The organism is Caulobacter sp. X (assembly GCF_002742635.1).
Taxonomy (GTDB): domain Bacteria; phylum Pseudomonadota; class Alphaproteobacteria; order Caulobacterales; family Caulobacteraceae; genus Caulobacter.
Map to the genome: position 1 here is coordinate 112477 of NZ_PEGF01000002.1, position 16893 is coordinate 129369.

Annotated in this window: 18 protein-coding genes and 1 pseudogene; 13 read left to right on the plus strand and 6 right to left on the minus strand. The window is 67.4% G+C overall.

The genetic code is table 11. The features are described from left to right. Window positions 1-121 precede the first annotated feature (121 nt). Window positions 122-1483 carry a glutamate--cysteine ligase gene (locus CSW60_RS12870; protein WP_099537764.1) on the plus strand — a complete coding sequence of 454 codons (1362 nt, stop codon included), beginning with the start codon at window positions 122-124 and terminating at the stop codon, window positions 1481-1483. 3 nt (window positions 1484-1486) lie between these two features. Here CSW60_RS12870 and CSW60_RS23675 read toward each other — a convergent pair whose 3' ends face one another. Both CSW60_RS23675 and CSW60_RS12880 read right to left on the minus strand, forming a co-directional pair. After that, window positions 1487-1630, minus strand: coding sequence for a hypothetical protein (locus CSW60_RS23675; RefSeq protein WP_099537765.1), 144 nt, complete (start codon window positions 1628-1630; stop codon window positions 1487-1489). Between the two features lie 109 nt (window positions 1631-1739). Continuing rightward, entirely contained in the window at window positions 1740-2267 is a 528-nt protein-coding gene (locus CSW60_RS12880; protein WP_099537766.1) for a DUF427 domain-containing protein, read from the minus strand. Between the two features lie 93 nt (window positions 2268-2360). Between CSW60_RS12880 and CSW60_RS24370 the strand changes: the two are divergent. From CSW60_RS24370 to CSW60_RS12890, 3 genes and pseudogenes are all read left to right on the plus strand, one after another. Then, window positions 2361-2431, plus strand: a pseudogene (locus CSW60_RS24370) (hypothetical protein); the annotation flags it as partial. Between the two features lie 79 nt (window positions 2432-2510). Then, window positions 2511-4379: a peptide MFS transporter gene (locus CSW60_RS12885; protein ID WP_099537767.1), complete on the plus strand. Its 1869-nt coding sequence runs from the start codon at window positions 2511-2513 to the stop codon at window positions 4377-4379. Between the two features lie 321 nt (window positions 4380-4700). Continuing rightward, entirely contained in the window at window positions 4701-5198 is a 498-nt protein-coding gene (locus CSW60_RS12890) for a GNAT family N-acetyltransferase (protein ID WP_099537768.1), read from the plus strand. Here CSW60_RS12890 and tldD read toward each other — a convergent pair. From tldD to CSW60_RS12910, 4 genes are read right to left on the minus strand one after another with little or no spacing between them, the layout of a single operon-like run. Further along, complete coding sequence (tldD, locus tag CSW60_RS12895) at window positions 5195-6631, minus strand: metalloprotease TldD (protein WP_099537769.1); 1437 nt, start codon at window positions 6629-6631, stop codon at window positions 5195-5197. The genes CSW60_RS12890 and tldD overlap by 4 nt on opposite strands. Window positions 6632-6686: 55 nt before the next feature. Next, complete coding sequence (locus CSW60_RS12900; protein ID WP_099537770.1) at window positions 6687-7484, minus strand: GIN domain-containing protein; 798 nt, start codon at window positions 7482-7484, stop codon at window positions 6687-6689. Window positions 7485-7504: 20 nt separating this feature from the next. Then, window positions 7505-8068 (minus strand): DUF1700 domain-containing protein, encoded by a 564-nt coding sequence (locus tag CSW60_RS12905; RefSeq protein ID WP_099537771.1) that lies wholly within the window; start codon window positions 8066-8068, stop codon window positions 7505-7507. Continuing rightward, on the minus strand, window positions 8065-8391 hold the full coding sequence (locus tag CSW60_RS12910) for a PadR family transcriptional regulator (protein WP_099537772.1): 327 nt from the start codon (window positions 8389-8391) through the stop codon (window positions 8065-8067). The genes CSW60_RS12905 and CSW60_RS12910 overlap by 4 nt, the downstream gene beginning before the upstream one ends. A 378-nt stretch (window positions 8392-8769) precedes the next feature. On the opposite strand from CSW60_RS12910, the gene coxB reads away from it, so the two are divergent. The 9 genes from coxB (at window position 8770) to thrC (ending at window position 16764) form a co-directional block, all read left to right on the plus strand. Beyond that, the gene (gene coxB / locus CSW60_RS12915; RefSeq protein ID WP_099537773.1) at window positions 8770-9699 is read left to right on the plus strand and encodes a cytochrome c oxidase subunit II; all 930 of its coding nucleotides are present in this window, start codon (window positions 8770-8772) and stop codon (window positions 9697-9699) included. A 21-nt stretch (window positions 9700-9720) separates the two neighbouring features. Continuing rightward, complete coding sequence (ctaD, locus tag CSW60_RS12920; protein WP_099537774.1) at window positions 9721-11382, plus strand: cytochrome c oxidase subunit I; 1662 nt, start codon at window positions 9721-9723, stop codon at window positions 11380-11382. 109 nt (window positions 11383-11491) lie between these two features. Continuing rightward, a complete protein-coding gene (locus tag CSW60_RS12925; RefSeq protein WP_201723052.1) occupies window positions 11492-12505 on the plus strand; it encodes a heme o synthase in 1014 nt (337 codons plus the stop codon). Next, a complete protein-coding gene (locus CSW60_RS23680) occupies window positions 12502-12660 on the plus strand; it encodes a hypothetical protein (protein ID WP_099537775.1) in 159 nt (52 codons plus the stop codon). Before CSW60_RS12925 ends, CSW60_RS23680 begins: the two co-directional genes overlap by 4 nt. Beyond that, window positions 12641-13315 (plus strand): cytochrome c oxidase assembly protein, encoded by a 675-nt coding sequence (locus CSW60_RS12935; RefSeq protein WP_201723053.1) that lies wholly within the window; start codon window positions 12641-12643, stop codon window positions 13313-13315. Before CSW60_RS23680 ends, CSW60_RS12935 begins: the two co-directional genes overlap by 20 nt. Before the next feature lie 67 nt (window positions 13316-13382). Further along, a complete protein-coding gene (locus tag CSW60_RS12940) occupies window positions 13383-14255 on the plus strand; it encodes a cytochrome c oxidase subunit 3 (RefSeq protein ID WP_099537776.1) in 873 nt (290 codons plus the stop codon). A 70-nt stretch (window positions 14256-14325) separates the two neighbouring features. After that, the gene (locus tag CSW60_RS12945) at window positions 14326-14688 is read left to right on the plus strand and encodes a DUF983 domain-containing protein (protein WP_099537777.1); all 363 of its coding nucleotides are present in this window, start codon (window positions 14326-14328) and stop codon (window positions 14686-14688) included. Then, window positions 14681-15367: an SURF1 family protein gene (locus CSW60_RS12950; RefSeq protein WP_099537778.1), complete on the plus strand. Its 687-nt coding sequence runs from the start codon at window positions 14681-14683 to the stop codon at window positions 15365-15367. Before CSW60_RS12945 ends, CSW60_RS12950 begins: the two co-directional genes overlap by 8 nt. Next, complete coding sequence (gene thrC / locus CSW60_RS12955) at window positions 15367-16764, plus strand: threonine synthase (RefSeq protein WP_099537779.1); 1398 nt, start codon at window positions 15367-15369, stop codon at window positions 16762-16764. Before CSW60_RS12950 ends, thrC begins: the two co-directional genes overlap by 1 nt. Window positions 16765-16893: the final 129 nt, after the last annotated feature.

Sequence of the window (16893 nt, forward strand, 5' to 3'; positions counted from 1 at the left end):
TCGCCCCTTGAGGTTCGCAAAGAAAACGCCCAACTGGGCGTGACCGAGTAGTATCGCCGTCGGCGGAGAGAAGGGCCCTCTCCACCCGCAGCATCGCAACCCCTGGGGAGGGACGGCTTGCATGGCCGACACCGCTAGCGTCCAGGAGCGTCCGCTGACGCTCTCCGACCTGACCGACTATTTCGCCCGGGGCTGCAAGCCCAAGGACGCTTTCCGCGTGGGCGCGGAACACGAGAAGTTCGGCTTCTACCTGAACTCGCACGCCCCTGTTCCCTATGAGGGCGACAAGGGGATTCACGCCCTGCTGACCGGCCTGCAACGCTTCGGCTGGACGCCTGTCATGGAAGGCCCGACCATCATCGGGCTGGAGCGCAACGGCGCCAATGTCAGCCTGGAGCCGGGCGGCCAGTTCGAGCTGTCGGGCGCGCCGCTCAAGACCATGCACGACATCTGCGACGAGACCGGCAAGCACCTGGACGAGGTCAAGACCGTCGCCGACGAGCTGGGGCTGGGCTTCGTGGGCCTGGGCTTCTCGCCGCTGTGGAAGCGCGAGGAGGTGCCGGTCATGCCCAAGGGCCGGTACGTGATCATGCGCAACTACATGCCCAAGGTCGGCAAGCTCGGCCTCGACATGATGCTGCGCACCTGCACGGTGCAGGCCAATCTGGACTTCTCCAGCGAAGCCGACATGGCCGCCAAGTTCCGCATGAGCCTGGCCCTGCAGCCGATCGCCACGGCCCTGTTCGCCAATTCGCCGTTCACGGAAGGCAAGCCCAACGGCTTCCTGTCGGCCCGCGCCAATGTCTGGACGGACACCGACGCCGACCGCACGGGCCTGTTGTCCTTCGTGTTCGAGGACGGCTTCGACTTCGAGCGCTACGCCCGCTACGCGCTGGACGTGCCGATGTACTTCGTCAAGCGCGGCGACAAGTACATCGACGTGGCCGGCCGATCCTTCCGCGACTTCATCGAGGGCGAGCTGCCCGAGCTGCCGGGCGAGATCGCCACGATGAAGGACTGGGCCGACCACACGACGACCGCCTTCCCGGAAGTGCGCCTGAAGACCTATCTGGAAATGCGCGGCGCCGACGCCGGTCCGTGGAGCCGTCTATGCGCCCTGCCGGCGCTATGGACCGGCGTGTTCTACGATGACGCCGCCCTGGCGGCGGCGTGGGATCTCTGCAAGGCCTGGACGATCGAGGACCGCGAGGGCCTGCGCCGCGACGTGCCGCGCCTGGGTCTGAAGGCCAAGGTCGCCGGCCGCACGGCTCAGGACGTGGCCAAGGACTTCGTCGCCATCGCCAAGTCGGGCTTGAAGAACCGCGCCCAGCTGAACGGCGGCTTTCTGGACGAGACGATCTACATGGGCGAGCTGGAAGAGATCGCCGACAGCGGTATCACCCCCGCCGAGCGCCTGCTGGCGCTCTACAACGGCGATTGGAAGGGCGACATCAGCCGGGTGTTCACCGACTGCGCCTACTAGGGCCTAGAAGATCGCTCGGGCGGCGGCGATGATGGCCGCCCACGAGCCGATGGCGAAGGCCACCGCCGCTAGCCGGCCCCAGGCGATGCGGGGACGGTCGGCCGCGGCGTGAACGGCGTCCGCGTGATTGAAAGAAACGTAGGCCATGGGTTTCCTCCGCGCCCCTCTGCCGGGAGCTCGACCATAGGGTCGCGCCAGCAGCTCTTAACGCGGGCTTAAGTCCGGCGGGATGCGACCAAACGGCCGGAGGGTGCGGCTAAATGGCGCCCACGCCCTTGTTGGGCGGGTCGAGGTCGGACTCTGTGTTTTCGGTCTCCGGCATGTCGACGTTCGGCGGCCAGCGCTCGGCCTGGCTGTTTCCCGAGCCGCTGTCGGTGTGCAGGACAACCTCGTCGACATCCATCGCCTCGGTCTCGGCGGGAGAGCGGTCGTTCAGCTGGAATTCCACGTGCTCGGGATAGAAGGCGATGCGCCCGGCGATCGGCCCGACGGCCGCGTAGGGGTCCTCGTAGGACCAGGCCGCGTTCTCGATGATCTGGCGGTCGCGATAGATGGTGAAATAGGCCGCGTCGCCCTTGTAGGGGCAGTGAGTCACCTTGTCGGTGCGGCGCAGGAACGGCGTCCGCACGCTGTCGCGCGGGAAGTAGTAGACCGGCGGATAGTCGGCCTCGCGCAGCACCAGCACGTCGTCGCTGTCGGCGATTTCGTGGCCCTCGAAGATCACCCGCACCACGCCCGGGACGGGGTCGATCGTGATCGGATGGCTGGCGTCGGGGATCTTCATCTTCGGCTCCCGGGAAACAAAACGTCGGACGAACAACGCGCGGAGACGCGGCCAAGCTCCCGCGTTGGGGCGTGACGCGCGCTGGAACGGCATGCCGTTGCTTGTGAAACGCCCGGCCGCGTGATCTTCTCCCCGCCCATTGGGGTCGGCGAGGGCGATTTGACCCGGACCGCGCCGAGGAGGCGCACCGGGACGGTCCGCGCGGCTCGTCACGTTTCTTAAAAGCTTGGGCAAGGCTTGGGTATGAACATCGTTATCGCCGCGGGCGTCCTGATCACGCTCGTGACCGGAATTCCCGTCCTTATCCAGCTGCTCAAGGGCCATCCGCGCGGCCTGATCATCTGCTTCCTGGCCGAGATGTGGGAGCGGTTCTCCTACTACGGCATGCGCGCGATCCTGATCTTCTATCTGACGCAGCACTTCCTGTTCGATCCGAAGACCGCATCAGGCCACTACGGCTCCTACACCTCGCTGGTATACCTGCTGCCGCTGCTGGGCGGCATGCTGGCCGACAAGTGGCTGGGCACGCGCAAGGCGGTGGCGTTCGGCGCTCTGCTGCTGGTGGCCGGCCATCTGGCCATGGCGGTCGAGGGCAAGCCGGCGGTGCAGACGCTGACCTATGGCGGCGCGACCTACGAGTTCCAGTCCGAAGGCCGGGGCCAGGAGCGCGTGTCGCGTCTGGTCGTCGCCGGCAAGCCCTACGAGGTCGCCGCCACCAAGACGGGCGACTTTGAGATCGAGGGCCTGCCTGCCGGCGCGCCGCTGCCGGCCGTGCTGCCCAAGGCCGATTACAAGCTGGATGTGACCGCCCGCGACCCGTTCTATCTGAACGTCTTCTGGTTCGCCCTGTCGCTGATCATTCTGGGCGTCGGCTTCCTCAAGCCCAACATCTCGACGATCGTCGGCCAGCTTTATCCGCAGGGTGATCCGCGCCGCGATCCGGGCTTCACCCTCTACTACTACGGCATCAATCTCGGCTCGTTCTGGGCCTCGATCCTGTGCGGCCTGCTGGGCGTCAGCGTCGGCTGGTGGGCGGGCTTTGGCCTGGCGGGTCTGGGCATGCTGGCCGGCTTCATCGTCTTCGTGCTCGGCAAGCCTTGGCTGGAGAACAAGGCCGAGCCGCCCCATCCCGAGGCCCTCAAGACGAAGGTCCTGGGCCCGCTCAGCCTGGAGACGGCGATCTACGCCGTCTCGCTGCTGGGCCTCGTCGGCATCTTCTTCCTGGTGCAGTTCAACGGCGTCGTCGGCATGGCCCTGAACGTCGGCATCATCGCCTCGCTGGCCTATATCGGCTGGTTCATGATGACGCAGTGCGCGAAGGCGGAGCGCGAGCGGCTGGCGCTGGCGGTGTTCCTGATCTTCGGAGCGGTGGTGTTCTGGACCCTGTTCGAGCAGGCCGGCTCGTCGCTCAGCCTGTTCGCCGCGACCAACGTCCAGCTGGACTTGGTGCGCGAGCCCGTGCGCCTGCTGGGCGGCGCGATCACCCTGGGCACGCTGGAACAGTTGAAGGCGGCCGCGATCGATCCGGCGTCGACCTTCTGGGTCAACACCAGCTTCAACGCGCCCCAGACCCAGATGCTGAATGCGGGCTGGATCCTGATCTTCGCGCCGGTCTTCGCCGCGCTGTGGACCTTCCTGGGCGCGCGCGGGCGCGATCCGAACCCCGTGATCAAGTTCGGCCTGGCGCTGATCCAGGTCGGCGCCGGCTTCCTGTTGCTGCAATGGGGCGCGACCTTCGCCGACGGCGCGTTCCGCCTGCCGCTGGTCTTCCTGGTGCTGATGTACATGCTGCACACCACCGGCGAGATGTGCATGTCGCCGGTCGGCCTCTCGCAGATGACCAAGCTGTCGCCACTGTCGATGGTGTCGTTCATGATGGCCGTCTGGTTCCTGGCCCTGGCCATCGCCCAGTGGGTCGGCGGCAAGGTCGCCGGCCTGGCGGCGACCGAAACGGTTGGCGGGCAGGTCCTCGATCCGGCCCTGGCCCTGGCCTCGTCGCTGAAGGTCTTCAACGTGATCGGCCTCGTGGCCGTCGTGATCGGCGTCGGCTTCCTGGCCCTGTCGCCAATCCTGAAAAAGTGGTCGCACGGCGCCGACGAGGTGACCGCCTGACCCTCCGAGCGAACGAAGGGCCCCGGCGACGATTCCGGGGCCCTTCCCGGGACGCAGAGGGGCCGCGTCCCTACTCCAGGTGGGAACGGCCCGGCGATGGCTCAAATCGCCGGACCGCTTTCCGCTCCTACCCGAAGCCCAAGGCGCGGCGCCTCGCGCCGCGCGATTCTGAAAGTCCGTGGGCCGACCTAGCCGAGGTCTTTGCGACTATTGTGACGGTCGCCGGACTTGCGGGCAGCGTGCCGAAACAGGCGGCGCGGGAGAAGTTACAAGCCTGAAATCTGGATTAAACCTTCGACAGAAAAGGCTGGCGGAGACGGTATGGACGACGCGACGACGACCCTGACCCCGGACGATCTGGCGGGCTTCTCCGGCGAGGCCTTGCTGGCTCTCAACAACGCCCACGCCTTGGAGCTGTCCTGGCTGGCGCCGGAACGGCTCGTCCAGCTGGTCGGCGAGGCGTTCGTCGCGCGTCGCGTCGGCGTCGCCGACGCCCTGCTCCTGGCCTTCGACCAGGACGCCGACTACGACAGCGTCAACTTCCTGTGGTTCCGCGAGCGCTTCAACCGCTTCGTCTATGTCGATCGGGTGGTGGTCGCCGACGCCGCGCGCGGGCGAGGGCTGGCGCGGCGCCTGTACGCCGACCTCTTCGCCGCCGCCCGCGCCGCCGGCCACGCGCGGATCGTCTGCGAGGTCAATTCCGACCCGCCCAATCCCGCGTCGGACGCCTTCCACGCCGCGCTCGGGTTCGTTCCGGTGGGAACGGCCGAGATCCACGGCGGCAAGAAGACGGTGACCTATCTGGAGCGGCGGCTCTAGACCGCCGTCCCGCCGACCGTCAGGCCGGTGATCTTCAGCGACGGCTGGCCGACGCCGACCGGCACGCCCTGGCCGGACTTGCCGCAGACGCCGATGCCGGGGTCGAAGTCGAAATCGTCGCCGATCATCGTCACCTTGGTCAGGGCGCTGGGACCGTCGCCGATCAGGGTCGCGCCCTTGACCGGCGCGGTGATCTTGCCGTCCTCGACGAGATAGGCCTCGGTGCACTGGAAGACGAACTTGCCGTTGGTGATGTCGACCTGGCCGCCGCCGAAATTGGCGCAGTAGAGGCCGCGCTTCAGCGAGGCGATCATCTCCTGGGGATCATCCTTGCCGGCCAGCATGCCGGTGTTGGTCATGCGCGGCATCGGCATGTGGGCGTAGGACTGACGACGGCCGTTGCCGGTGGCCTTCATGCCCATGAGGCGGGCGCTCATCCGGTCGTGCATGTAGCCGACGAGGATGCCGTCCTCGATCAGGATGGTCCGCTCGGTCGGGGTGCCCTCGTCGTCGACGGTCAGCGAGCCGCGGCGGCCGGCGATCGAGCCGTCGTCGAACACGGTGACGCCCGGCGCGGCGACGCGCTCGCCAATGCGGCCCGAGAAGGCGCTGATGCCCTTGCGGTTGAAGTCGCCTTCCAGGCCGTGGCCGACCGCCTCGTGCAGCAGCACGCCGTTCCAGCCCGGGCCCAGCACCACGTCCATCTCGCCAGCGGGACAGGCGACGGCGTCGAGATTGACGAGCGCCCGACGCAGGGATTCCTCGACCTGCTCCCGCCACTTGTCCGGGCTGATCCAGGCGGCGAAGCCAGCGCGGCCGCCGGCGCCGGAGCTGCCGGTCTCGCGCCGGCCGTCCTTCTCGACCGTGACCTGGACATTGACCCGCACCAGCGGGCGCACGTCGCGGATCAGGCGGCCGTCGGCGCGCAGGATTTCGACCACCCGGCGCTCGCCGGCCAGCGAGGCCATCACCTGCACGACGCGCGGGTCGCGGGCGCGGGCGAAGGCGTCGATCTCCTGCAGCAGGGCGACCTTGTCGGAGAAGTCGGGCGAGGAAACCGGATTGTCCTCGCCGTAGAGCTTTTCGTTGGTGGCGCGGGGACCCTCGGCCGCGACGCCGGCGTGGCCGCGCTTGGCCAGGCTGGCCGAGTCCGCCGCGCGACGGATGGCGGCTTCGGAGATCTCGGCGGCGTGGGCGTAGCCGGCCGTCTCGCCGGCCACAACGCGCAGGCCAAAGCCTTCGCCGCTGTCGTAGGAGGCGCTCTTCAGCCGTCCGTCGTCGAACACGAAGGACTCGCTTTCGGAGCGTTCGAGGAAGAGTTCGCCGTCGTCGGCGCCGGCGAGGGCCTCGCCCAGAACCTGGCGGGCGCGTTCGGGATCGACGCCCGCGGCGTCCAACAACGACAGGGAAGAGGCGGGGAAGGGAGCGTTCATGGCCTACAGGTAGGCCTTCCGAACGCGTCCGTCACCCCGCCCCTTTTGTCGCGGATCAGTATTCGCGGCGGACTTCGCCCGAACCGGTGATCTCGCTCGTGACGGTCTTGGGTTCGGTGCGCAGCTCGACGTCGCCGCTGCCGGAGATGTCGATCTTGGCCTTGTCGGTGGCGAAGATCGCGCCGCCGCCGCTGCCCGAGACGTCCACGATCGCTGTCTTGGCCTTCAGGCCCGACAGATCGACGTGGCCGGAGCCCGAGCTGTCGATCGAGGCCGTCTCGACCCGGCCGGCCGCCTCGACGTCGCCGCTGCCGCTGACGTCGACCGAAATGGTCGGGTGGTCATAGCGGCGGATGTCGAGATCGCCCGAGCCGCGCACGTCGAACTTGGTGACGTCCGGAGCGATCACCGTGATCCTCACCTGCTCGGAGTCGCTTTCGACATGCACGCCGAGCGCATTGATCGTCACGCGGCCATGATCGACGTAGTTGGTGTCGTCCAGGCTGATGCGGCCGCCCTCGACGCGCAGGCGGTCGACATAGGACTGTCGGCCGGACACCACGATCTTGGCCTCCGGGCCCTGGACGAACACGACGTCCGCCGGCAGGTCCAGTTGCAGCGTGTCCTTGCCGGTCCAGGCGAAGGTGCGGTCGACGACCGGCGAGGTCTTCACCGAGACGCTTTCGGTGCGAATCACCTTGCCGTCCTTGTGGATGACGACGGTGTCCTTCAGCGGAAACGTCCAGCCTTCGTTCAGGAACTGCGGGCCGGCGATGACCGCCACCCCGGCGAAACAGCCGACGGCGAGCGCGAAGCTGGCCGCGGCGACGATGAGCGAGTTGCGGATCAGCATAGTGTCCCCTCCTTTTCCCCTCAGGCCTGTTCGATGGCCGGCTTGAGCAGCCGGTAGTGAAGGCGGGCGTACCAGACGACCGCGTTGAAGACGCCGACCGTGACCAGGGTCAGCAGGGCGCCCAGGCAGGTCGCCACGCCCATCAGGCCCAGGCCCGCCAGGAAAGCGGTGATCGGCCCGCCGGGCGGTCCGGTCAGAGGACCGGCCGCGAACACCACGCCGCCGGCGAAGAACACCGCGACCACGGCCACCAGCACCCCGAACAGCGCGCCCAGCACGCCCATCAGCACGGGCAGCAGGATCAGCACGTCGATGGCGCCCAGGCCCAGCAGGGCGATGACCGCCGCCATGGCGTTGGACGGGTTCTTGCGCTCCTCCCACTGCTTGAGGCCGGCCTCGGCGCGCAGCTCGCGGGCCAGACGGTCGGGATCGCCCAGGGCGGCGGCCACCTCGGCCTCGCTGCGGCCGGCGGCCTCGGCGTCGGCGAAGTGGGCCTCGTGGTCGGCGACGATGTCGGCGATCGTGGTCACCGGCAGGCCGGCCAGGCCGCGCCGCAGGCGGGTCATGAATTCGGCGCGGGTCATGCGGCGGCTCCCACGATGGCGTTGACGGCCTGGGTGAAGGCGACCCACTCGGTCTTCTGCTGCTCCAGGCTGCGGCGGCCCTGCGCCGTCAAGCGGTAGTATTTGCGCGGCGGACCGCTCTGGCTTTCCACCAGATAGGTCTCGACCAGCCCATCCGACTGCATGCGGCGCATCAGCGGATAGATCGTCCCTTCCCCCATATCGATGTCCCTCGTGAGCCTGCTGGCGATCTCGTAGGCGTAGCTGTCGGCGTGCGAGAGCAGGGCCAGCACGCACAGCGCCAGCACGCCTTTCTTCAATTGGATTTCAATGGCTTCCGGCACGTCGTCCTGGCCTCCTTGGATGCTCCCTAGTACCGCATGGTACTGAGTATCGCAAGGTACCTATCCATGAACGATACGTAATGATGCGGAAATGGCGGGAAGCGTGGAGAGGCGGCTGAGTTCGGGCGGGAGGAAACGCGCGCACGGCAAGACCGCGCACAGAGTGTGGTCTCTGGCGCTTGGCAACGGCTGGCGATGCGCGTATGCAGCCTCAGAACGGCCTTTTTCGGGGCGGGCTGCGTGTGACTTTGCGTCTTGTTGGACGCCGTCGCTCGCACGACCGCATCGGGGGTCGTCATAAGCAAGTCGGCGCGGCGTGACATTGATCGACGTCAAACGGTCAACGCCAAATCGCCGCCGAAACGGGCCGTGAGGGATATGAAGGCGCAATTTTCGGGGATTCGGCGGGTCTTGACGGGCGCCAGCGCGCTCGCCGCCAGTGTCGTTTTCGCGGGGCACGCCCTCGCCGAGGATCTTTTGGGGCAGCCGACGCCGGGGGCGATCGATCTGCAACCGGCCGCGTCGGAGCTGAAGCACCACGCGATCTGGTTCCACAACGTGATCCTGCTGCCGATCATCACGGCCATCACCCTGCTGGTGCTGGGCCTGCTGATCTGGATCATCGTCCGCTACAACAAGAAGGCGAACCCGGTTCCGGCCAAGTTCAGCCACAACACCACGATCGAGATCATCTGGACCCTGGTGCCGGTGCTGATCCTGATGGTCATCGCCATCTTCTCGTTCCGGCTGCTGTTCCACTACAACGACATGCCCAAGCCCTACATGACCGTGAAGGCCACGGGCTATCAGTGGTACTGGGGCTACGAATATCCCGACCAGAAGATCAGCGAGATCGTGTCGCTGCCGCTCACCAAGGAGCAGGCGACCGCCAAGAAGGTCCCGTATCTGCTGGCCGCCGACAACGCCATGGTCGTTCCCGTGGGCAAGGTCGTCCGCGTGCAGGTCACCGGCGCCGACGTGATCCACTCGTTCGCCCTGCCGGCCTTCGGCCTGAAGACCGACGCCATCCCCGGCCGCCTGAACGAAACCTGGTTCAAGGCCGAGAAGACCGGCGTCTTCTACGGTCAGTGCTCGGAGCTGTGCGGCGTCGACCACGCCAACATGCCGATCGAGATCCGGGTGGTGACTCAGGCTCAGTTCGACACCTGGGTGAAGTCGAAGACGGCCCCGCCGGCTCCGGCCGCCGCCCCCGCCGAGGCCGCCCCGGCCGCCGCGACTCCGGCCGCGACCCCGGCCGCCGCTCCCGCTTCCGCTCCGGCCGCGGCGCCCGCCGCGCCGGCGGCTTAAGAACTCGCAGGATAAAGTCCGATGGCTCACGCCGCTGACATCGACCACCACGACGGCCACGACGCCGATCACAAGCCGCCCTTTTTCGCCCGCTGGTTCTTCTCGACGAACCACAAGGACATCGGCACGCTGTACATCCTGTTCGCCATCATGGCGGGCATCGTCGGCGGCGCCTTGTCGGGTCTGATCCGCTGGGAGCTGATGGAGCCGGGCATCCAGGTGTTCTCCGACACCGGCCTGCTGGCTCAGATGGGCCTGTTCAAGGGCAAGCACGGCTACAACGCCGTGGTCACCGCCCACGCCCTGATCATGATCTTCTTCATGGTCATGCCCGCCATGATCGGCGGCTTCGGCAACTGGTTCGTGCCGATCATGATCGGCGCGCCGGATATGGCCTTCCCGCGGATGAACAACATCTCGTTCTGGCTGCTGGTCGCCGCCTGGATCCTGCTCTGCGTGTCGATGTTCGTCGACGGCGGCCCGGGCCACGGCTTCGGCGGCGGCTGGACGATCTATCCGCCGCTGTCCACGATCGGCCACAAGGGTCCGGCCATGGACCTGGCGATCCTGTCGCTCCACCTGGCCGGCGCGTCGTCGATCCTGGGCGCGATCAACTTCATCACCACGATCTTCAACATGCGCGCGCCGGGCATGACCCTGCACCGCATGCCGCTGTTCGCCTGGTCGGTGCTGATCACCGCCTTCCTGCTTCTGCTGTCGCTGCCCGTCCTGGCCGGCGCCATCACCATGCTGCTGACCGACCGCAACTTCGGCACCCACTTCTTCGACCCGGCCGCCGGCGGCGACCCCGTCATGTTCCAGCACCTGTTCTGGTTCTTCGGCCACCCGGAAGTGTACATCCTGATCCTGCCGGGCTTTGGCATCATCAGCCACATCGTCTCGACCTTCTCCAAGAAGCCGGTGTTCGGCTACCTGGCGATGGCCTACGCGATGGTCGCCATCGGCTTCGTCGGCTTCGTCGTGTGGGCGCACCACATGTACACCGTCGGCATGAGCATCAACCTGCGCGCCTACTTCGTGGCCGCCACGATGATCATCGCCGTCCCGACCGGCGTGAAGATCTTCAGCTGGATCGCCACGATGTGGGGCGGCTCGCTGGACTTCAAGACGCCGATGCTGTGGGCCATCGGCTTCATCTTCCTGTTCACGGTCGGCGGCGTCACCGGCGTCGTCCTGTCGAACGCCGGCATCGACTACAGCCTGCACGACACCTACTACGTGGTGGCCCACTTCCACTACGTGCTGTCGCTGGGCGCGGTCTTCGCCATCTTCGCGGGCTTCTACTACTGGTTCGAGAAGATGTGGGGCGTGAAGTACAACGAGTTCCTCGGCGCGACCCACTTCTGGGTGATGTTCGTCGGCGTGAACCTGGTGTTCTTCCCGCAGCACTTCCTGGGCCTGCAGGGCATGCCGCGTCGCTACATCGACTATCCGGAAGCCTTCGCGAAGTGGAACTACGTCTCGTCGGTCGGCTACATGATCACCGTCGTCGGCGTCGCCATCTTCATGCTGGTGCTGATCGAAGCGGCGATCCGTCGTCGCAAGGCCGAGGCCAATCCGTGGGGCGAAGGCGCCACCACGCTGGAATGGACCCTGTCCTCGCCGCCGCCGTTCCACCAGTTCAGCGAACCGCCGGTGATCAAGGCGGACGACCACCACTAAGAGGGTCGTCCGGACTGGACCAAGCGGGGGCGCGGTCGGGATCCAAGCAGGGTCTTGGCCGCGCCCTTCGCCCATCGAGCGAGACAGAAAAGCTCAGTATCGTACACCGATGAAGACCGCCGCCATGACCCCGGAAACCGCCTCGACCTCGACGGCGGACGCCTCGCAAGCCGCGCGCTGGCAGGACTATTTCCAGCTGATGAAGCCGCGCGTCATGTCGCTTGTGGTCTTCACCGGCCTGACGGGGCTTCTGGCCGCCCGCGCCCCGATCCATCCGATCCTGGGCGCGGTGGCGGTGCTGTGCATCGCGATCGGGGCCGGCGCCTCGGGCGCGCTGAACATGTGGTACGACGCCGACATCGACCAGCAGATGCGCCGCACCCGCGGCCGTCCGGTTCCGGCCGGCAAGGTCAAGGGCGAGGAGGCCGCCTCGCTGGGCGTGGTCCTTAGCCTGCTCTCGGTGATGTTCCTGGGCTTCGCGATCAACTGGTTCGCGGCGGGCCTGCTGGCCTTCACCATCATCTTCTACGCCGTCGTCTACACGATGTGGCTCAAGCGCTGGACGGCGCAGAACATCGTCATCGGCGGCCTCGCCGGCGCCCTGCCGCCCGCGATCGGCTGGGCGGCCGCGACCGGTCATGCGCCGCTGAACGCCTGGCTGATGGTCGCCATCATCTTCTTCTGGACCCCGCCCCACTTCTGGGCGCTGTCGCTGTACGTCACCACCGACTACGCCAAGGCCGGCGTGCCCATGCTGCCGGTGGTCAAGGGCGCGCGCGAGACCCGCAAGCAGATCCTGCTCTACAGCCTGGTCTTCGTCCCGATCTGCCTGGCGCCCGTCCTGACGGGCCTGGGCGGTCCGTTCTATCTGGCCGTCGCGGCTCTGGGCGGCGCCGTGTTCCTGCTGCTGGCGGCGCGGGTCTTCGCCAGCAAGGCCGGCGACGCGGCCGATCCGCGCGTGGCGGACCGAGCGCTCTACGAAGTCACCGAAGACGAACGCGCCGCCGGCGCCAAGGCCGCGCGCAATCTGTTCGCCTTCTCGATTCTTTACCTGTTCGCCCTGTTCGCCGCCTTGCTGGGCGAGGCCGTCATGGGCGTCCGGGCGCTGGAGCTTCTGAAGTGAACAAGTCGATCGACAAGGACGCCGAGAAGCTGGCCGCCAAGAAGGCGCGCGATGGCCGCAACATCGCCATCGGCCTGGGTCTGGCGGCCTTCGTCGTGCTGGTGTTCGTGGTCACCCTGGTGAGGCTTGCCGGCAATGTTCACCCGCACCCCTAAGGCGTCCCCGAAGGCGGGCAAGGGGCCGCTGACCCCGCAGGAAGCCATGGCCCGCCGCAACGGCCGGGTGGCTCTGATCTGCGCGGCGGCCTTCTTCGGCATGGTCGGCGCGGCCTACGCCGCCGTGCCGCTGTACAAGCTGTTCTGCCAGGTCACCGGTTTCGACGGCACGGTCCGCAAGGCCGTGGCCAAGCCGACGCGGATCCTGGACCGCAAGGTCACCATCCGCTTCGACGCCAATCTCCGCGACCTGCCCTGGCGGTTCCAGACGATGCAGGCCAGCCAGGACGTCCGCATCGGCGATACGGGCCTGGCCTTCTTCAAGGTCACCAATCCGACCGACAAGCCGATCACCGGCCGGGCGCTGTACAACGTGGTGCCGGAGTCGGCGGGGCCATACTTCCAGAAGCTGGAGTGCTTCTGCTTCTCCAACCAGACGATCCAGCCCCACCAGACGGTGGAGTTCCCGGTCGTCTACTTCGTGGATCCCCAATTCGCGGACGATCCCGAGACCAAGGGCAAGAGCGAAATCACGCTCAGCTACACGTTCTTCCCGGCCGTCGAAGACGGCAAAGGCAAGACGGGCCAAGTCGCGGCCGCGACGACGCCCCGCATCGTCGAACCTCTTGGCGGCAAGCCGTCGAGAGGGCTATAGATTCAACAAGATCGCGGCGAGGGGGGACCAGCGCCGCGCTCAGAGGGATATAAGGGTTAGCAGCAACATGGCCGGCGCCGTCAAACACGACTACCACATCCTTCCGCCCAGCCCCTGGCCGTTCGTCGGCTCGATGGCCGCGACCGTCATGGCCATCGGCTTGATCGGCTGGATCAAGGGCGGCGTCCTGGGTATCGAGAAGGGCAACTGGGCCATTTTCGCCGCCGGCATCGCGGGCGTGCTCTACACCATGTTCGGCTGGTGGTCGGACGTGGCCAAGGAAGCCAAGGCCGGCGACCACACCCCGGTCGTCTCGATCGGCCTGCGCTACGGCATGATCCTGTTCATCGCCTCGGAAGTGATGTTCTTCGTGGCGTGGTTCTGGATGTTCTTCGAGATGGCGCTGTTCCATCATCACCGCACGCTGTCGGCGATCGAGGAAGTCCGCACCGCCTGGGCCACCTGGCCGCCCGCCGGCGTCGAGACCGTCTCGCCCTGGCACCTGCCGCTGGTCAACACCCTGACCCTGCTGCTGTCGGGCACGACCGTGACCTGGGCGCACCACGCGCTGCAGGTCGGCGACCGCAAGGGCGCCAAGTGGGGTCTGATCCTGACCATCCTGCTGGGCGTGCTGTTCACGACCATCCAGGTCTATGAGTACAGCCACATCAATCACGAGCAGCTGTTCTATTCGGAAGCGGCCGCCAACTCGGGCCTCTATGGTTCGACCTTCTTCCTGGCCACCGGCTTCCACGGCTTCCACGTGTTCGTCGGCACGCTCTTCCTGATCGTCTGCCTGATCCGCCTGATGAACGGCGCCTTCACGCCCAAGCAGCACTTCGGCTTCGAAGCGGCCGCCTGGTACTGGCACTTCGTCGACGTCGTCTGGCTGTTCCTGTTCGCGTTCATCTACGTGATCTTCGGGGCCTCGGCCCACTAGATCGAAAGATCCCGAGGGGCCCGGAACGCCGATCAGCGTTCCGGGCCTTTTTCGTTTAAAGGCTTAGGTCATGACCAAGACCAACCCCTACGCCGCCGGCGCGCGCGGCCTGTGCCCCCACTGCGGCGAGGGCTATCTGTTCGACGGCTTCCTCAAGGTGGCTCCGGTCTGCGAGGCCTGCGGCTTCGAGCTGGGCAAGTACGAGACTGGCGACGGCGCGGCGACCTTCGTGATCCTGATCGCCGGGACCGTCTGCGCCTTCGGGGCGCTGTTCTCGATGTTCGCCTGGAACTGGCCCGTCTGGCTGCTGCTGCTGGTCTGGCTGCCGGCGGTCTTCGTGATCACCCTGGGGCTGATGCGGCCGGCCAAGGGGCTTATGGTCGCCGCCCAGGTCGCGCAGAAGGCTTCCGAGGCCGGCCGTGACCATGTCTGACGTCTCGCCCAAGAAGGCCGGCTTCCCGGCCGGCCTGACCATCGCCACGGCGGTCGCCTTCGCCATCCTCTGCGGCCTGGGGGCCTGGCAGGTCCAGCGACTGCATTGGAAGCAAGGCGTCCTGGCGCGGATCGAGGCCCTGAAGACCGCGCCGGCCATGCCGCTGGTCCAGGTGCTGACCGAAAAGGCCCGTCCCGAGGACCTGGCCTGGACCCGCGTCAGCGTCGATTGCGGCGATGTCGCCGGCGAGCCGCTGCCGCTGGTCTACGGCGTCCGTGACGGCGACGTGGTCTGGCGCGCCCAGGCGCCGTGCGCCGTGCTGGCCGGCCCCTACAACATGATCCTGATCGACCGGGGCCTGGTCCCAGTCCTGAACGGCCAGGTCGCGCCGCCGCAGCGCGCGTTCGACCCGCCGCGCCGGGTCGTCGGCGTGCTGACGCCGATCGCCCAGCTGGGCGGCGACCGCGCCAAGGTGCTGGAGCGCTTCCCCGGCCGCAAGCCCGCGCCCCTGGTGCTGATGGCCGAGACCGAGACCCCCGCGCCGGCCGGGATCTCTCCGGCGCCGCTTCCGGCAGAAATTTCCAATCGGCACCTCGAATACGCCCTGACGTGGTTTGGTCTTGCCGTAACCCTGCTGTTTATCTATGCCGCCATGCTCTGGCGAAGAGTGAGACCCTGATGCGTTACGTGTCTACCCGCGGGCAGTCCGCGCCCATCGGCTTCCTGGATGCGGTGCTGGCCGGCCTGGCCCCCGACGGCGGCCTGTATGTGCCGTCCGAGTGGCCGAGCTTCCGCTCGTCCGAGATCGCGGCCTTCGCCGGCAAGACCTACGCCGAGGTCGCGGCGGCCGTGGTCGGCAAGTTCGTCGGCGACGACATCCCCAAGGAAGACCTGGCCCAGATGTGCGAGGAGGCCTACGCCACCTTCGCCCACACCGCCGTCGTCCCGCTGAAGCAGCTGCGTCCCAATCAGTTCCTGCTGGAGCTGTTCCACGGCCCGACCCTGGCTTTCAAAGATGTCGCGATGCAGCTCTTGGGCCGCCTCTACGACTACGTGCTCGAGCGCCAGTCGCGGAAGATGACCATCATCTGCGCCACCTCTGGCGACACCGGCGGCGCGGCCGTCGAGGCCTTCCGCGGCCGCAAGAACGCCCGCATCGTCGCCCTCTTCCCCGAAGGCAGGATCAGCGCCGTGCAGCGTCGGTTCATGACGACGGCGACCGACGCCAATGTCGCCTGCATCTCGGTGCTGGGCTCGTTCGACGACTGTCAGGCGATCGTCAAGCAGGCGTTCCAGGACGACCAGTTCCGCCACGGCGTCGACCTGTCGGGCGTCAACTCGATCAACTGGGCCCGGATCGCGGCCCAGAGCGTCTACTACTTCACCGCCGCCGTCGCCCTGGGCGCGCCGGCCCGCGAAGTGGCCTTCGTGGTGCCGACCGGCAACTTCGGCGACGCCTACGCCGCCTTCGTCGCCAAGAAGCTGGGCCTGCCGATCTGCTCGATCACGGCGGCGACCAACTCCAACGACATCCTGGCCCGGGCCTTCGAGACCGGCCGCTATGCGCGCGGCGCGGTGGCCGCGACCCAGAGCCCGGCGATGGATATCCAGGTCGCCAGCAACTTCGAGCGCCTCTATTTCGAGGCCGTGCGCCGCGACGCCACCGAGACCGAGCGCGCCTTCCGCGCCTTCGCCGACACCGGCCTGCTGGACATCCCGCCCGCCGCCCACGCCTGGATGCGCGAGCTGTTCCGCGGCGCCTCTGTCAGCGAGGCCGACACCGCCAAGACCATGCTCTCGACGCTGAACGAGACCGGCGAGATCGTCGATCCCCACACCGCCGTGGGCCTCGCCGCCGCGCGCGGCGTCGACGTCAAGCCGTCGGTGCCGGTCGTGGTGCTGTCGACCGCTCACCCGGCCAAGTTCCCTGAAGCCGTCGAGGCCGCCACCGGCGTCCCGCCGGTCACGCCGCGCGCCACGCCGGACCTCTCCAAGAAGCCGGAGAAGTTCGAGCGCCTGCCCGCCGACGGCGCGGCCGTGAAAGCCTTCGTGCGCACCTTCGCGGCCACGACCTGATCTTCTCCTCACCCGTGAAACGGGGGAGGGGGACCAGCGAAGCTGGTGGTGGGGGCGCTTTGAGCCTATATCAGCGCCCCCACCGTCTCGCTGCGTATCCGCAGCGATCCACCTCCCCCGTTGCACGGG

Excerpts from the sequence above, each read along its gene's own strand:
- tldD (WP_099537769.1), bottom strand. The coding sequence starts at position 6,631 with ATGAACGCTCCCTTCCCCGCCTCTTCCCTGTCGTTGTTGGACGCCGCG.
- CSW60_RS12935 (WP_201723053.1), top strand. The coding sequence starts at position 12,641 with ATGTTCACCCGCACCCCTAAGGCGTCCCCGAAGGCGGGCAAGGGGCCG.
- CSW60_RS12880 (WP_099537766.1), bottom strand. The coding sequence starts at position 2,267 with ATGAAGATCCCCGACGCCAGCCATCCGATCACGATCGACCCCGTCCCG.
- CSW60_RS12945 (WP_099537777.1), top strand. The coding sequence starts at position 14,326 with ATGACCAAGACCAACCCCTACGCCGCCGGCGCGCGCGGCCTGTGCCCC.
- CSW60_RS12905 (WP_099537771.1), bottom strand. The coding sequence starts at position 8,068 with ATGACCCGCGCCGAATTCATGACCCGCCTGCGGCGCGGCCTGGCCGGC.
- thrC (WP_099537779.1), top strand. The coding sequence starts at position 15,367 with ATGCGTTACGTGTCTACCCGCGGGCAGTCCGCGCCCATCGGCTTCCTG.
- CSW60_RS12900 (WP_099537770.1), bottom strand. The coding sequence starts at position 7,484 with ATGCTGATCCGCAACTCGCTCATCGTCGCCGCGGCCAGCTTCGCGCTC.
- CSW60_RS12890 (WP_099537768.1), top strand. The coding sequence starts at position 4,701 with ATGGACGACGCGACGACGACCCTGACCCCGGACGATCTGGCGGGCTTC.
- coxB (WP_099537773.1), top strand. The coding sequence starts at position 8,770 with ATGAAGGCGCAATTTTCGGGGATTCGGCGGGTCTTGACGGGCGCCAGC.
- CSW60_RS12870 (WP_099537764.1), top strand. The coding sequence starts at position 122 with ATGGCCGACACCGCTAGCGTCCAGGAGCGTCCGCTGACGCTCTCCGAC.
- CSW60_RS12940 (WP_099537776.1), top strand. The coding sequence starts at position 13,383 with ATGGCCGGCGCCGTCAAACACGACTACCACATCCTTCCGCCCAGCCCC.
- CSW60_RS12885 (WP_099537767.1), top strand. The coding sequence starts at position 2,511 with ATGAACATCGTTATCGCCGCGGGCGTCCTGATCACGCTCGTGACCGGA.
- CSW60_RS12950 (WP_099537778.1), top strand. The coding sequence starts at position 14,681 with ATGTCTGACGTCTCGCCCAAGAAGGCCGGCTTCCCGGCCGGCCTGACC.
- CSW60_RS23675 (WP_099537765.1), bottom strand. The coding sequence starts at position 1,630 with ATGGCCTACGTTTCTTTCAATCACGCGGACGCCGTTCACGCCGCGGCC.
- CSW60_RS12925 (WP_201723052.1), top strand. The coding sequence starts at position 11,492 with ATGAAGACCGCCGCCATGACCCCGGAAACCGCCTCGACCTCGACGGCG.
- ctaD (WP_099537774.1), top strand. The coding sequence starts at position 9,721 with ATGGCTCACGCCGCTGACATCGACCACCACGACGGCCACGACGCCGAT.